General features: G+C 35.5%; 23 protein-coding genes. 1 reads left to right on the top strand and 22 read right to left on the bottom strand.

What is annotated here, in order from left to right; translation table 11 throughout:
* Window positions 1-12: 12 nt before the first annotated feature.
* The 20 genes from rpmD to rpsJ all read right to left on the bottom strand — a co-directional run bounded on the left by rpmD (window position 13) and on the right by rpsJ (window position 8,755).
* Window positions 13-192, bottom strand: coding sequence for a 50S ribosomal protein L30 (gene rpmD, locus NST87_RS03600; protein WP_002482630.1), 180 nt, complete (start codon window positions 190-192; stop codon window positions 13-15).
* Between the two features lie 16 nt (window positions 193-208).
* Window positions 209-706, bottom strand: a complete 498-nt coding sequence (gene rpsE, locus NST87_RS03595) for a 30S ribosomal protein S5 (RefSeq protein WP_019468655.1) — start codon at window positions 704-706, stop codon at window positions 209-211.
* 20 nt (window positions 707-726) lie between these two features.
* Complete coding sequence (gene rplR / locus NST87_RS03590) at window positions 727-1,089, bottom strand: 50S ribosomal protein L18 (RefSeq protein WP_340721322.1); 363 nt, start codon at window positions 1,087-1,089, stop codon at window positions 727-729.
* A 31-nt stretch (window positions 1,090-1,120) separates the two neighbouring features.
* Window positions 1,121-1,657, bottom strand: a complete 537-nt coding sequence (rplF, locus tag NST87_RS03585) for a 50S ribosomal protein L6 (protein ID WP_019468653.1) — start codon at window positions 1,655-1,657, stop codon at window positions 1,121-1,123.
* Window positions 1,658-1,684: 27 nt separating this feature from the next.
* Window positions 1,685-2,083 (bottom strand): 30S ribosomal protein S8, encoded by a 399-nt coding sequence (gene rpsH, locus NST87_RS03580; protein WP_019468652.1) that lies wholly within the window; start codon window positions 2,081-2,083, stop codon window positions 1,685-1,687.
* Between the two features lie 31 nt (window positions 2,084-2,114).
* Window positions 2,115-2,300 carry a type Z 30S ribosomal protein S14 gene (locus NST87_RS03575; protein WP_002482625.1) on the bottom strand — a complete coding sequence of 62 codons (186 nt, stop codon included), beginning with the start codon at window positions 2,298-2,300 and terminating at the stop codon, window positions 2,115-2,117.
* 21 nt (window positions 2,301-2,321) lie between these two features.
* On the bottom strand, window positions 2,322-2,861 hold the full coding sequence (gene rplE, locus NST87_RS03570) for a 50S ribosomal protein L5 (protein ID WP_026034769.1): 540 nt from the start codon (window positions 2,859-2,861) through the stop codon (window positions 2,322-2,324).
* Window positions 2,862-2,883: 22 nt separating this feature from the next.
* On the bottom strand, window positions 2,884-3,204 hold the full coding sequence (gene rplX / locus NST87_RS03565) for a 50S ribosomal protein L24 (protein ID WP_040029978.1): 321 nt from the start codon (window positions 3,202-3,204) through the stop codon (window positions 2,884-2,886).
* Window positions 3,205-3,245: 41 nt separating this feature from the next.
* Window positions 3,246-3,614, bottom strand: coding sequence for a 50S ribosomal protein L14 (gene rplN, locus NST87_RS03560; RefSeq protein ID WP_019468649.1), 369 nt, complete (start codon window positions 3,612-3,614; stop codon window positions 3,246-3,248).
* A gap of 30 nt (window positions 3,615-3,644) precedes the next feature.
* On the bottom strand, window positions 3,645-3,908 hold the full coding sequence (gene rpsQ / locus NST87_RS03555; protein WP_019468648.1) for a 30S ribosomal protein S17: 264 nt from the start codon (window positions 3,906-3,908) through the stop codon (window positions 3,645-3,647).
* Between the two features lie 26 nt (window positions 3,909-3,934).
* Entirely contained in the window at window positions 3,935-4,144 is a 210-nt protein-coding gene (rpmC, locus tag NST87_RS03550; RefSeq protein WP_002482620.1) for a 50S ribosomal protein L29, read from the bottom strand.
* The gene (gene rplP / locus NST87_RS03545; protein ID WP_019468647.1) at window positions 4,134-4,568 is read right to left on the bottom strand and encodes a 50S ribosomal protein L16; all 435 of its coding nucleotides are present in this window, start codon (window positions 4,566-4,568) and stop codon (window positions 4,134-4,136) included. The genes rpmC and rplP overlap by 11 nt, the downstream gene beginning before the upstream one ends.
* Window positions 4,569-4,570: 2 nt before the next feature.
* Entirely contained in the window at window positions 4,571-5,224 is a 654-nt protein-coding gene (gene rpsC, locus NST87_RS03540; protein WP_019468646.1) for a 30S ribosomal protein S3, read from the bottom strand.
* A gap of 23 nt (window positions 5,225-5,247) precedes the next feature.
* Window positions 5,248-5,601 carry a 50S ribosomal protein L22 gene (gene rplV, locus NST87_RS03535; RefSeq protein WP_340721321.1) on the bottom strand — a complete coding sequence of 118 codons (354 nt, stop codon included), beginning with the start codon at window positions 5,599-5,601 and terminating at the stop codon, window positions 5,248-5,250.
* Between the two features lie 28 nt (window positions 5,602-5,629).
* Window positions 5,630-5,908, bottom strand: coding sequence for a 30S ribosomal protein S19 (gene rpsS, locus NST87_RS03530; protein ID WP_019468644.1), 279 nt, complete (start codon window positions 5,906-5,908; stop codon window positions 5,630-5,632).
* A gap of 64 nt (window positions 5,909-5,972) precedes the next feature.
* A complete protein-coding gene (gene rplB / locus NST87_RS03525; RefSeq protein ID WP_019468643.1) occupies window positions 5,973-6,806 on the bottom strand; it encodes a 50S ribosomal protein L2 in 834 nt (277 codons plus the stop codon).
* 27 nt (window positions 6,807-6,833) lie between these two features.
* Window positions 6,834-7,109, bottom strand: coding sequence for a 50S ribosomal protein L23 (gene rplW, locus NST87_RS03520; RefSeq protein ID WP_019468642.1), 276 nt, complete (start codon window positions 7,107-7,109; stop codon window positions 6,834-6,836).
* Window positions 7,109-7,732, bottom strand: a complete 624-nt coding sequence (gene rplD, locus NST87_RS03515) for a 50S ribosomal protein L4 (RefSeq protein WP_019468641.1) — start codon at window positions 7,730-7,732, stop codon at window positions 7,109-7,111. Before rplD ends, rplW begins: the two co-directional genes overlap by 1 nt.
* A 27-nt stretch (window positions 7,733-7,759) precedes the next feature.
* Window positions 7,760-8,419 carry a 50S ribosomal protein L3 gene (gene rplC, locus NST87_RS03510; protein ID WP_019468640.1) on the bottom strand — a complete coding sequence of 220 codons (660 nt, stop codon included), beginning with the start codon at window positions 8,417-8,419 and terminating at the stop codon, window positions 7,760-7,762.
* A 27-nt stretch (window positions 8,420-8,446) separates the two neighbouring features.
* Complete coding sequence (gene rpsJ, locus NST87_RS03505) at window positions 8,447-8,755, bottom strand: 30S ribosomal protein S10 (RefSeq protein WP_002482611.1); 309 nt, start codon at window positions 8,753-8,755, stop codon at window positions 8,447-8,449.
* A gap of 351 nt (window positions 8,756-9,106) precedes the next feature.
* On the opposite strand from rpsJ, the gene NST87_RS03500 reads away from it, so the two are divergent.
* Window positions 9,107-9,499 (top strand): hypothetical protein, encoded by a 393-nt coding sequence (locus tag NST87_RS03500; RefSeq protein WP_019468639.1) that lies wholly within the window; start codon window positions 9,107-9,109, stop codon window positions 9,497-9,499.
* Window positions 9,500-9,626: 127 nt separating this feature from the next.
* Here NST87_RS03500 and NST87_RS03495 read toward each other — a convergent pair whose 3' ends face one another.
* Window positions 9,627-10,961, bottom strand: a complete 1,335-nt coding sequence (locus NST87_RS03495) for an NCS2 family permease (RefSeq protein WP_040029981.1) — start codon at window positions 10,959-10,961, stop codon at window positions 9,627-9,629.
* A gap of 111 nt (window positions 10,962-11,072) precedes the next feature.
* Entirely contained in the window at window positions 11,073-13,211 is a 2,139-nt protein-coding gene (locus tag NST87_RS03490; RefSeq protein ID WP_019468637.1) for a DNA topoisomerase III, read from the bottom strand.
* Window positions 13,212-13,330 lie beyond the last annotated feature (119 nt).

Genomic DNA, 13,330 nt, shown 5'->3' with positions numbered 1-13,330 from the left:
GCACCTCCTTAATTATTTTTCTTCTACTGTCACTAAGTGACTTACTTTGTTGATTTGCCCACGAATAGCAGGGTTATCTTCAACAACTACTGAAGAGTTTGTTTTTTTCAAACCTAAAGCTTCAACAGTTTTACGTTGTGTTTCTGGACGACCTATAACACTACGAGTGAGGGTAATTTGTAATTTAGCCATAACTTATTTTCCCTCCTTAATTATATAATTCTTCTACTGACTTGCCACGTAATTTCGCAACTTGTTCAGCATTTTTAAGGTTTTGTAATCCATTAATTGTTGCACGCACCATATTGATTGGTGTGTTTGAACCTAAAGATTTACTTAAGATATCAGTGATACCTGCTAGTTCTAATACTGCACGAACAGGACCACCCGCAATAACACCAGTACCAGGAGCTGCTGGTTTCATTAATACACTACCTGAACTGAATTGTCCAGTGATCATGTGAGGAGTTGTACCTTCGACACGTGGAACTTCAACTAAGTTTTTCTTAGCTGCTTCAACTGCTTTTTTGATTGCTTCAGGTACCTCTTGTGCTTTACCAGTACCGAATCCAACGCGACCGTTTTTATCTCCAACTACTACTAAAGCGCTGAAACGGAAACTACGACCACCTTTTACAACTTTTGCAACACGATTAATTGTAACAACGCGTTCTTCAAATTCTTTCGCTTCTTCTCTACGAGCCATGTAAATGTCCCTCCTTTAAATTAAAATTCTAAACCATGTTCACGAGCTGCATCTGCTAATGCTTTAACACGTCCGTGATATAAATATCCTCCGCGGTCAAATACAATTGTTTTTACGCCTTTTTCATTTGCTCTTTTAGCAATTGTTTCGCCGACTTTAGCTGATAAATCAACTTTAGCTCCAGTTTCATTAGCTAGATCTTTTTCTTGTGTTGAAGCTTGTGCTAATGTTTTACCATTAACATCATCGATAACTTGTGCATAAATGTGTTTGTTTGAACGATAAACATTTAAGCGTGGTTTTTCAGCAGTGCCAGATAATTTGTTACGGACACGAGCATGTCTTTTCAAACGCACTTTGTTTTTATCAATTTTGCTGATCATTTTATTACTCCTTTCTTCTGAAAGTTATTTATTATTTACCAGTTTTACCTTCTTTACGGCGAACGTATTCACCTTGGTAACGAATTCCTTTACCTTTATAAGGTTCTGGAGGTCTTACTGAACGAATGTTTGAAGCGATAGCTCCAACTTGTTCTTTTGAAATACCTTCTACAGTTACTGTAGTGTTTTTATCAACACCGAAAGTGATACCATCTTCAGCTTTAAATTCAACTGGGTGTGAGTATCCAACGTTTAATACTAGGTCATTACCTTGCATTTGAGCACGGTAACCTACACCTACAAGTTCAAGTGTTTTTTTGTAGCCATCTTTTACACCTAGAATCATATTATTAATCAAAGCACGAGTTGTACCATGAACTGTTCTGTCATTTTGAGAATCAGTTGGTCTTACAACTTCTAATGTGTTTTCATCTTGCTTATATGTCATTCTTTCATTCATTGTTTGTGATAATTCGCCTTTGGGACCTTTAACAGAAACTGTATTTCCTTCGATAGTTACTGTAACGTCACTAGGGATGTCAATAATTTTTTTACCAACACGACTCATGTTATCGCACCTCCTTGTTATTAATTATTACCAAACGTAACCTAAGATTTCTCCACCAATATTACGTTTTCTTGCTTCTTTATCAGTGATTACACCTTCAGAAGTAGAAACTAATGCAATACCTAAACCATTTAACACTTTAGGTACTTCGTTTGCTTTAGCATAAACACGTAAACCTGGTTTTGAGATACGTTTTAATCCAGTGATAACACGTTCATTGTTTTGACCATATTTAAGGAATAAACGAATAACCCCTTGTTTATCGTCTTCAACGTATTCTACGTTTTTAATGAAACCTTCACTTTTTAATATTTCAGCAATTTCTTTTTTGATATTTGATGCAGGCAATTCTAACTTATCATGGCGCACCATGTTTGCGTTTCTTACACGAGTTAGCATATCTGCAATTGGATCGTTGATTGTCATTGAATGTTGCCTCCTTTCAGACTTTTTTCTATTACCAGCTAGCTTTACGAACGCCAGGGATTTGGCCTTTATAAGCTAATTCACGGAAACAAATACGGCATAATTTAAATTTACGATATACAGAATGTGGACGACCACAGCGTTCACAACGCGTATATTCACGTACTTGGAACTTTTGTTTTTTTTGTTGCTTAGCAACCATTGAAGTTTTAGCCACTTAATTAGCCTCCTTTAGAGATTATTTTTGAAATGGCATACCGAATTGTGTTAACAATTCACGAGCTTCCTCGTCAGTGTTAGCAGTTGTTACGATAACGATATCCATTCCTCGTATTTTACTTACTCGGTCATAGTCGATTTCAGGGAAAATTAATTGTTCTTTAACACCTAAAGTGTAGTTACCTCTACCGTCAAATGCTGATTTTGATACACCACGGAAGTCACGAACACGTGGAAGTGATACCGCAATTAATTTATCTAAAAAGTCATACATTCTTTCACCACGTAAAGTTACTTTAGCGCCGATTGGCATGCCTTCACGTAAACGGAACGTAGCGACAGATTTTTTCGCTTTAGTTACTAATGGTTTTTGACCAGTGATAGCTTGTAATTCTTCTACAGCATCATCTAATACTTTAGAGTTTTGTACAGCATCACCAACACCCATGTTTACAACAATTTTTTCTATTTTTGGTACTTCCATTACAGAACTATAGTTGAACTTTTTAACTAAGTCCGTTGTAACTTCAGAATTAAATTTTTCTTTTAAACGATTCACAGTGGATCCTCCTTTCAATTAGTTATTCATTATTAGATTTGATTTCTTCGCCAGATTTTTTAGCGATTCTAACTTTTTTACCGTCTTCGAATTTGTAACCTACGCGAGTTGGTTCATTCGTTTTAGGGTCTAATAATTGTACATTAGAAACATGGATTGCTGCCTCTGTTTCTAAGATTCCACCTTCAGGATTAAATTGAGTTGGTTTTTGGTGTTTTTTAATAGTGTTAACACCTTCCACAACGACACGGTCTTTTTTAGGTTCTGTAGCTACTACTTTACCTTCTTTACCTTTGTCTTTACCTGCGATAACTTTTACGTTGTCACCTTTTTTGATATGCATGTGTGGCACCTCCTTAAATTTATATATTTATAAATAATTTATTAAAGTACTTCTGGAGCTAATGATACAATTTTCATGAAATTACCTTCACGTAATTCACGCGCAACTGGTCCAAAAATACGAGTACCACGTGGGCCTTTGTCGTCACGAATGATGACACATGCATTTTCATCAAATTTGATATATGAACCGTCATTACGACGTACACCTGATTTAGTACGTACAACAACAGCTTTCACTACTTCACCTTTTTTGACAACGCCGCCTGGTGTAGCATGTTTAACAGTAACGACGATAACGTCACCAATGTTCGCTGTTTTACGACCAGATCCACCTAATACTTTGACTGTAAGTACTTCACGTGCACCAGAGTTATCTGCTACTTTTAATCGTGTTTCTTGTTGGATCATGAGTTAAACCTCCTTTATCTTCACTGTTTATTAAATAATTACTGATTCTTCAACAATATCTACTAAACGGAAACGCTTAGTTGCTGATAAAGGACGTGTTTCTTGAATCTTAACGATGTCCCCTAATTTAGCTGAGTTGTTTTCATCATGTGTTTTGTATTTTTTAGAGTATTTTACTCGTTTGCCATATAGTTTGTGTGTTTTGTATGTTTCAACAAGTACAGTTACTGTCTTATCCATTTTATCGGAAACGACTCTACCTACATAAACTTTACGATCATTTCTTTCGCTCACTTTAGTAACCTCCTCTTTCAATTTGATTATTGATTAGCCTTACCTTGTTCAATTTCTCTTTCACGAGCAACAGTTTTTAGACGTGCAATCGTTTTTCTCACTGTACGAATACGTGCAGTTTCCTCTAATTGACCTGTAGCTAACTGAAAGCGTAGGTTAAAAAGCTCCTCTTTTGAAGATTTGATTTGTTCTTCGATTTCAGAAGTGGTTAAGTCTCTAATTTCCTTAGCTTTCATTTGTTTCACCACCCAATTCTTCACGTTTTACAAACTTAGTTTTAACTGGAAGTTTGTGACTAGCTAAACGTAATGCTTCACGCGCAACTTCTTCGTTTACGCCTGCAACTTCAAATAAAATTCTACCTGGTTTTGCAACAGCAATCCAGCCTTCAACGGCACCTTTACCAGCACCCATACGAACTTCTAAAGGTTTTTTAGTGTAAGGTGTATGTGGGAAGATTTTGATCCAAACTTTCCCGCCACGTTTCATATAACGAGTCATTGCAATACGAGCTGATTCGATTTGACGAGATGTGATCCAAGACGTTGTAGTTGCTTGTAAACCATACTCACCAAATGTTACATAGTTACCGCCTTTAGAACGACCAGTTGTTTTAGGACGATGTTGACGACGATATTTAACACGTTTTGGTAGTAACATTATTATTTTCCTCCTTCACTAGTGTTCTTAGTAGGAAGAACTTCTCCACGATAAATCCACACTTTGACACCTAACTTACCATAAGTTGTGTCTGCTTCTGCGTGTGCATAGCCTATGTCAGCACGTAGTGTATGAAGTGGAACAGTTCCTTCTGAATATTGTTCTGCACGAGCGATATCAGCACCAGCTAAACGACCAGATACTTGAGTTTTGATACCTTTAGCGCCTTGTTTCATCGCTCTTGTAATAGCTTGTTTTTGTACACGACGGAATGATGCACGGTTTTCTAATTGACGCGCAATATTTTCTGCTACCAATTTAGCATCTAAATCAACTTTTTTGATTTCAATTACGTTGATGTGTACTTTTTTATTCGTTAATGAATTTAATTTGTTACGAAGTTTTTCGATTTCTGAACCGCCTTTACCGATTACCATACCTGGTTTACCAGTGTGAATAGCGATGTTGATACGATTAGCTGCACGTTCAATTTCTACATGAGAAACTGATGCTTCACTTAATGCGTTATCAATAAACTTACGGATTTTTAAATCTTCGTGTAATAATGATGCGAAGTCTTTTTCTGCATACCATTTAGCTTCCCAATCACGGATTACACCGACACGAAGTCCAATTGGATTAATTTTTTGACCCACAGTGTTCCCTCCTTAAGATTTTATTAAGCTTCTTTAGCTTCTTCTTTACCGTCACTTACGACGATTGTAATGTGGCTTGTACGTTTGTTGATCGCACTTGCACTACCTTGTGCACGTGGACGGAAACGTTTTAAAGTTGGTCCTTCATTAGCATAAGCTTCTTTAACTATTAATTCATCTGTGTTCATGTCATAGTTATGTTCTGCATTAGCTAAAGCGGACATTAATAATTTTTCAATTACTGGTGATGAAGCCTTGTTTGTTAATTTCAAAATCGCTATCGCTTCACCAGCGTTTTTGCCTCTAATTAGATCTAATACTAATCTAACTTTACGAGGTGCGATTCTTATTGTTTTAGCAACCGCTTTTGCTTCCATTCCAATTTCCTCCTCTACCTGTTAGATATTATCTTCTTGTTTTTTTATCGTCTGCAACGTGACCTTTAAATGTACGTGTTGGTGCAAACTCTCCAAGTTTATGACCAACCATATCTTCTGTTACAAATACAGGTACATGTTTACGTCCATCATATACAGCGAATGTATGTCCGATGAAATCAGGGAAAATAGTTGAACGACGTGACCAAGTTTTGATTACTTGTTTTTTCTCGCTTCCGCTTTGAGCTTCTACCTTTTTCATTAGGTGATCGTCAACGAAAGGTCCTTTTTTAATACTACGAGCCATAGTGGCGCCTCCCTTCTTATTATGTGCGTGCAGCGGTTAAGCCGCACACCCAAATAAGTTATTTTTATTTTTTCTTACGTCCACGAACGATAAGTTTATCTGATGATTTTTTACCGCGACGTGTTTTCTTACCAAGTGTTGGTTTGCCCCAAGGTGACATTGGAGAAGGCATACCGATTGGTGCGCGTCCTTCACCACCACCGTGTGGGTGATCGTTAGGGTTCATTACAGAACCACGAACTGTTGGACGGATACCTTTCCATCTTGAACGTCCAGCTTTACCAACGTTAACAAGTTCGTGTTGGATATTACCAACTTGACCAATAGTAGCGCGACAAGTTGAAAGAATCATACGAACTTCGCCAGATCTTAATCTGATTAATACATATTTTCCTTCTTTACCTAATACTTGTGCACTAGCACCAGCAGAACGAGCAATTTGTCCACCTCTGCCAGGTTTTAACTCGATGTTATGAATAACAGTACCTACTGGAATGTTTTGTAGTGGTAGGGCATTACCTACTTTAATATCTGCTTCTGCACCACTTTCAAGTATTTGACCTACTTTTAAGTTTTTAGGTGCAATAATATAACGTTTTTCTCCATCAGCGTAAAATAACAATGCGATATTTGCTGAACGGTTTGGATCGTATTGAATTGAATCAACTTTTGCTTGGATACCATCTTTGTTACGTTTGAAATCAATTACACGGTATTGACGTTTATGTCCTCCGCCATGATGGCGAACAGTCAATTTACCTTGGTGATTTCGTCCCGCTCTTTTCGGTAGCGGTTGTAATAATGACTTTTCAGGAGTAGTTTTCGTAATTTCTGCGAAATCTAAACTAGTCATATTACGACGACCGTTAGTAATTGGCTTATATTTTTTTAGAGCCATTGTCGTTTACCTCCTTATTGGTAATTTTTAGTTAAATAGATCGATTGATCCTTCTTTTAATTTAACGATTGCTACGCGTCGTTTGTTTGTATAGCCTTGGTAACGGCCCATACGTTTTTTCTTTGGTTTGTAGTTAATAATATTTACACTATCAACTTTAACATCAAAGATTTCTTCTACTGCGATTTTTACTTGTGTTTTGTTAGCACGAGTATCAACATCGAATGTATATTTGTCTTCAGCCATTGCAACTGAAGATTTTTCAGTGATTACGGGGCGCTTAAGAACGTCTCTTGCTTCCATTATCCGAGCACCTCCTCAACTTTTTTAGCAGCTGCTTCTGTGATTACTACACTATCAGCGCTTGTTAAATCTAGAACATTTAAACCTTGTGCAGTCGTTACTTGAACACCAGGGATGTTACGTGCTGAAAGTGCAACATTTACATCTTCAGATTCAGTAACTACTAACACTTTTGTAGGTTGCTCTAAGTTAGAAAGTACAGTTTTGAATTCTTTTGTTTTAGGAGCTTCAAAACTTAATGCATCTACAATTGTTAAGCTATTTTCTTGTGCTTTGAAAGATAATGCTGAACGTAATGCTAAACGACGCATTTTCTTAGGCATTTTGTAAGCATAGCTTCTTGGTGTTGGTCCGAATACGATACCACCACCACGCCATTGTGGCGCACGAATAGTACCTTGACGCGCACGTCCTGTACCTTTTTGTCTCCATGGTTTACGTCCACCACCACGTACTGCTGAACGGTTCTTAACAGCATGTGTACCTTGGCGTAATGAAGCACGTTGTAAATTAATTGCTTCAAAAAGAACGTTATTGTTTGGTTCGATTGCAAATACTGCATCGTTTAATTCAACTGAACCTGATTTAGTTCCATCTACTTTTAATACATCATAATTTGCCATTATGCATTTCCTCCTTTCGCTCTATAATTATTTATTACCTTTGATTGATGAAGAGATTTCTAAGTATCCTTTTTTCGGACCTGGTACATTACCTTTTACTAAGATAACATTGTTTTCAGTGTCAACTTGAACTACTTCTAAGTTTTGGACTGTTACAGTGTTTCCACCCATACGTCCTGGCATTTTTTGTCCTTTGAAAACTTTTGAAGCATCAGATGCCATACCTACTGAACCAGGTGATCTATGGAAATGAGAACCATGTGACATTGGTCCACGTGCTTGGTTATGACGCTTGATAGCACCTTGGAACCCTTTACCTTTAGATACGCCAGTTACATCAATGATGTCACCAGCTTCAAATGTATCAACTGAGACTTCTTGACCTACTTCGTATTCATCAACATTGACGTTTCTGAATTCACGAATGAAGCGCTTAGGTGCTGAGCTTGCTTTTTTAGCATGGCCTTCAGCTGGCTTGTTAGCATATTTGCTTGACTTGCTTCCTTTTTTGTAAGCTGCTTTATCAGCATAGCCTACTTGGATTGCATTGTAGCCATCTACTTCTTCAGTTTTCTTTTGTAATACTACGTTTTCACTAGCTTCTACTACTGTTACAGGGATTAAATCACCGTTTTCTCCGAAAACTTGTGTCATCCCGATTTTTCTTCCTAAGATTCCTTTGGTCATCGAAAGTCCACCTCCTAATTTTTTCTATTATAATTTGATTTCGATGTCTACACCAGATGGTAAGTTTAAGCCCATAAGAGCATCTACTGTTTTAGGTGTAGGATTAACAATATCGATTAAGCGTTTATGTGTACGTTGTTCGAATTGTTCACGTGAATCTTTATACTTATGCACGGCACGAATTACAGTATAAACTGATCTTTCAGTCGGTAACGGAATTGGTCCAGACACATCTGCACCAGAACGTTTTGCTGTTTCAACAATTTTTTCTGCAGATTGATCGATAACTCTGTGATCATAAGCTTTTAATCTGATTCTAATTTTTTGTTTTGCCATAATTTTCCCTCCTTATTCGTCTACATTTAAGTGATAGACTTCTCCACGAAAACTATCTCACACAGCGCCATGGCAAAGTGGCCGGGTGTGTCAGTAACCTTTCGCTTCATCGCGTGTTCTTAAAGTCCAACATTAGATATGTTACATGAAAAGCAGTGATTTATCAAGCTTTTCTGCAAAAGTTTTTACTATTTGCCTAACACATACCTTGTTATTATACTTGAACTACTTATTCAGTTCAACCACTTTTAGGAAATTTTTAGTGTTTGTAATTTTAAATGTTTATTTTCCCTTTTTTATTTTCATTTGATTTATTTCGTTTATACTAGTATTAGTTAGGAGTGAATATTGATGAAAAGTGGTATCCGTTCGACACTTATAATACTTAGTTTAATATTAATTGTTGGTGAGTTTATTTATGGCATCCCGTTTTTAGGTGGTAGTATCATTTTCAGTTTTGGTTGGCAGCCTTTATTAATCAATGCGTTACTATATTTTATAATCGTGATTATATTAATAGTTGATAAACAAAATTCTATTAAACCAATGTTAATCATACCATTGCTAGGCGTTATTGGTTCTTTCATAGCATTCATACCTTTTGTTGGGATGATTGTTCATTGGGTTTTATTTTTCTTAATGTTGTTCTTTGTTTTGATTATTTTCTCTACGCCACTTTATGTTCCAAATAAACATGCAAAAGTTGTTTACACGCAACATAAACAAGAGAATAATAAATTTTAGAGTTATACAGGTATGGTTATTACATTATAATGAAGAAACACGTTTTTTATAAACTGAATACAGGTAATTAACACTTACAAAAAATCCCTTTGCTTCGATTTGAATCGAATGCAAAGGGATTTTTTATTTAGCCGTGAACAAATACAAAATATAATATAAACAGTATCATTAAAGCATACATGATTGGGTGGACTTCTTTATGTCTTTTAGAAATCAACATTGTGATTGGATAAAAGATGAAGCCACAAGCAATACCAGTTGCGATTGAATAAGATAACGGCATCATAATAATTGTGATAAATGCTGGTACTGCTACTTCGAATTTTTTCCAGTCTATTTCCGCAAAATTAGCTGCCATTAATACACCTACGACTACAAGCGCTGGCGTAGTCACTGCACTTGTTACTACTTCCATTAAAGGACTGAAAAATATCGCTAATAAGAAACAAAAACCTGTAACAACACTAGCAAACCCTGTACGAGCTCCTACAGCGACACCTGACGTTGATTCAATATAGGAAGTCGTTGTTGTCGTCCCAAAAATTGAACCAACTATTGTTGCTAATGAATCAGAAAATAATGCTCGGCCAGCTCTAGGTAATTTATTATTCTTCATCATACCTGCTTGCGTTGCCACTGCAACAAGTGTACCTGCAGTATCGAAGAAATCTATAAATAAAAACGTTAAAATTACAATTAAAAATTGTACGGTGAACAATTGACTAGGATCTTTAAATGCCTCAAAAGCAGCTCCGAAAGTAGGCTCAATACTAGGAACTTTGCCTACTATGCCACTTGGAGTATGTATTAGTCCAGTAAGCATTCCTAATATAGATGTTAATACCATACCAATAAATATCGCACCAGGTACTCTAACAGCATATAATATCACTGTTATAATAATACCAAAAATCGTTAACAATACAGGTCCATCAGTGATATGACCCAAAGTTACTAATGTAGAATCATTATTAGTGATGATTCCTGAACTTTGTAATCCAACAAAGGTAATAAATAAACCAATTCCTGCTGAAACTGCCATTTTCATTTGATAGGGTATTGCGTTAATAATGGTCTCTCTTAAACCGGTCATAGTCAAAATTGCAAAAACCACACCAGAGAATAACACGCCGGTCAAACCAACTTGCCATGGAATACCCATTGTTAACACAACTGTAAATGCGAAAAATGCATTTAAGCCCATGCCAGGTGCTAAGGCAATTGGATATCTAGCTATCAAGCCCATAAATAAAGAACCTACAAACGCGGCTAATGCTGTAGCAACAAAAATAGCGCCTTGGTCCATTTTCATATCTTCTGAAACACCTTTTACGCCTGCTAAACTAAGTACTTGAGGGTTGACAGCTAATATATATGCCATTGACAAGAAAGTTGTAAGCCCACCAAGTATCTCTTTCTTATAGTTTGTTTTATGCTTTTCAAACTTGAAATACTTTTTCACGGTTTAGTTCTCCTTTTTTTAAAATACCTACACATTCTAATACCAATTACATTATTTTACAATAGCAAACACGAACTTCTTGTCAAAATTTATACTTTTCGTTCGAATAATTTAAAATTTTAATCCTTTTAGTGCATCTTGGAATGGATTATTCTCTAATCCATCATCGTTATTCATATATTTTTTCAAATCTTTTTTGTTCACTTTATCTGATTTTTTATTTTTATGACGTTTATCCATTTGTGCTTGTGTTTCAGTATGGCCACACACACAACGATAAACCGCTTCTTTGCCTTTTCCAAACAACATCATTTTTTTGTGACAATTTGGACAACGTGCATTGGTTTTTCTTTGAATATTCTTTTTAGTTTTACATTTAGGATCCTGACAAACGAGCATTTGACCATTTCTAGTTTTAACTTTAATCATAAATTTGCCACATGTAGGACATTCTGTTGTTGTTAAATTATCGTGTTTATAATTTTGTTCACTTTTTTTAATTTCATTAACAACTTCATGCGTGAAAGTTTTCATTTCAGAAATAAATTGCGCGGCATTGTATTTACCTTGCTCTATTAATGATAGTTTTTCTTCCCACTCAGCAGTTAATAGTGGTGATGTTAATTTTTGTGGTGCAAGCTCTAATATTTGCTTTCCTTTGGATGTAACTTTTATCTTACCATCACGAGATTCAATTGCATTCATGTTAAATAACTTTTCAATGATATCTGCTCTAGTAGCAACAGTTCCAATCCCACCTGTTTCTTTCAATGTTTCATTATATTTTTTATTATCTAATTTAAAGAATTTTTGAGGGCTTTCCATCGCTTTTAATAAAGTACCTTCGTTAAAATATGATGGTGGTGTTGTTTCATGTTGTTCGATTTTAGGATGTGTTATGTGCAATTTAGATGATTTGGTTATTTTTTCAATTTGCTTGTTGACGGCTGCTTCATTTTCATAAATCGCTTTAAATCCTAACTTTTTAGTAACTTTATCTTTAAATTCAAATTTATAATTTCCTGCTACGATATTGATTGATACAGCTTCGTATTCATGTGGTGGCATAAGATTTTCTAAAAATCTTTGAGCAATCATCAGATAAATTTTTGTTTCACGTTGTGAGAGTTGATTCATATCAGGACGTACTTCTGTCGGTATAATCGCATGATGATCTGATACTTTTTGATTGTTTATAAATTTTTCATTTATTGAAAAAGATTGTGCCATTTGAGATTTTGCAATTTCTTTTAATGATGTCCCCATGATCGCTTGAATTCTATCTTTAAGCGTACTTACCATATCGTCAGTTAAATAGTTAGAATCTGTACGTGGGTAAGTTACAAGTTTGTGTCTTTCGTACAATGTCTGTAAAACATTCAATGTTTCTTTTGGACCAAAGTGGTAGCGTTTATAGGCTTCTTGTTGTAAATCTGTTAAATTAAATAATTTAGGTGCATATGATTTTTTATGCTTCTTACTAATACTTTCAACCAAACCTTCTTTATCAATAACTTCACTTTTTATCTTTTCAAAAACCGATTTATCATTACTAAACTCCGGCGTCATACATTGGAATGTGAGGCCTTCAGCAACAATATTCATCTTAAAATAAGTTTGCGGTGTAAAATGATTGATTTCATCTTGTCTCATTTGAACAAGTTGTATCGTCGGCGTTTGAACTCTACCTAGTGACAATTGCGCATCGTATTTTGTTGTTAATGCACGAGTTGCATTGATGCCAACAATCCAATCTGCTTCACTACGAGCAAGCGCTGCATAATATAAATTATTAAATTTACGACCATCTTGTAATTTTGAAAAGCCATCCTTAATTGCTTTTTTAGTTACTGAGCTAATCCACAATCTTTTAATAGGTTTCCTATTATGTGATTTATCTAAAATTAAACGCGCAACAAGTTCCCCTTCTCTACCAGCATCTGTTGCGATAATAATGTCTTTTGTATTTTTATTATTAATTAATGATTGTACAACAGAAAATTGTTTTTTTGTCTTGCTTATGACAACCGTCTTCATACGTTTAGGTATGATAGGAAGATCGTTAAGTTTCCATTCTTTATAGTTATCATCATATTGTTCTGGTGTAGCATTTGTAACTAAATGCCCCAGTGCCCAAGTGACAATATACTTATTATTTTCGAAGTAGCCATTGCGTTTATCATTTATATTTAATGCTTGCGCAATATCTCTGCCTACAGACGGTTTTTCAGCAATAATGAGTGATTTCATAATTTCGTCCTTTCAATTTCAATGATATTATTATTGTAACATGTATATAGCACATCAAAACTTCCATTTACATGAAAAAGTTCTTATAATTAACTTAATAGTTCATCATATGGAGGTAT

Origin of the sequence: Staphylococcus sp. FSL W8-0271, assembly GCF_038006605.1 — a bacterium.
Classification (GTDB): domain Bacteria; phylum Bacillota; class Bacilli; order Staphylococcales; family Staphylococcaceae; genus Staphylococcus; species Staphylococcus cohnii.
This window is presented reverse-complemented; position numbering and strand designations above follow the sequence as displayed.

Coding starts and splice junctions, on each gene's coding strand:
- rpmD (WP_002482630.1), bottom strand. CDS start 192: ATGGCTAAATTACAAATTACCCTCACTCGTAGTGTTATAGGTCGTCCA.
- rpsE (WP_019468655.1), bottom strand. CDS start 706: ATGGCTCGTAGAGAAGAAGCGAAAGAATTTGAAGAACGCGTTGTTACA.
- rplR (WP_340721322.1), bottom strand. CDS start 1,089: ATGATCAGCAAAATTGATAAAAACAAAGTGCGTTTGAAAAGACATGCT.
- rplF (WP_019468653.1), bottom strand. CDS start 1,657: ATGAGTCGTGTTGGTAAAAAAATTATTGACATCCCTAGTGACGTTACA.
- rpsH (WP_019468652.1), bottom strand. CDS start 2,083: ATGACAATCAACGATCCAATTGCAGATATGCTAACTCGTGTAAGAAAC.
- rplX (WP_040029978.1), bottom strand. CDS start 3,204: ATGCATATCAAAAAAGGTGACAACGTAAAAGTTATCGCAGGTAAAGAC.
- rplN (WP_019468649.1), bottom strand. CDS start 3,614: ATGATCCAACAAGAAACACGATTAAAAGTAGCAGATAACTCTGGTGCA.
- rpmC (WP_002482620.1), bottom strand. CDS start 4,144: ATGAAAGCTAAGGAAATTAGAGACTTAACCACTTCTGAAATCGAAGAA.
- rplP (WP_019468647.1), bottom strand. CDS start 4,568: ATGTTACTACCAAAACGTGTTAAATATCGTCGTCAACATCGTCCTAAA.
- rplV (WP_340721321.1), bottom strand. CDS start 5,601: ATGGAAGCAAAAGCGGTTGCTAAAACAATAAGAATCGCACCTCGTAAA.
- rpsS (WP_019468644.1), bottom strand. CDS start 5,908: ATGGCTCGTAGTATTAAAAAAGGACCTTTCGTTGACGATCACCTAATG.
- rplB (WP_019468643.1), bottom strand. CDS start 6,806: ATGGCTCTAAAAAAATATAAGCCAATTACTAACGGTCGTCGTAATATG.
- rplW (WP_019468642.1), bottom strand. CDS start 7,109: ATGGAAGCAAGAGACGTTCTTAAGCGCCCCGTAATCACTGAAAAATCT.
- rplD (WP_019468641.1), bottom strand. CDS start 7,732: ATGGCAAATTATGATGTATTAAAAGTAGATGGAACTAAATCAGGTTCA.
- rplC (WP_019468640.1), bottom strand. CDS start 8,419: ATGACCAAAGGAATCTTAGGAAGAAAAATCGGGATGACACAAGTTTTC.
- rpsJ (WP_002482611.1), bottom strand. CDS start 8,755: ATGGCAAAACAAAAAATTAGAATCAGATTAAAAGCTTATGATCACAGA.
- NST87_RS03500 (WP_019468639.1), top strand. CDS start 9,107: ATGAAAAGTGGTATCCGTTCGACACTTATAATACTTAGTTTAATATTA.
- NST87_RS03490 (WP_019468637.1), bottom strand. CDS start 13,211: ATGAAATCACTCATTATTGCTGAAAAACCGTCTGTAGGCAGAGATATT.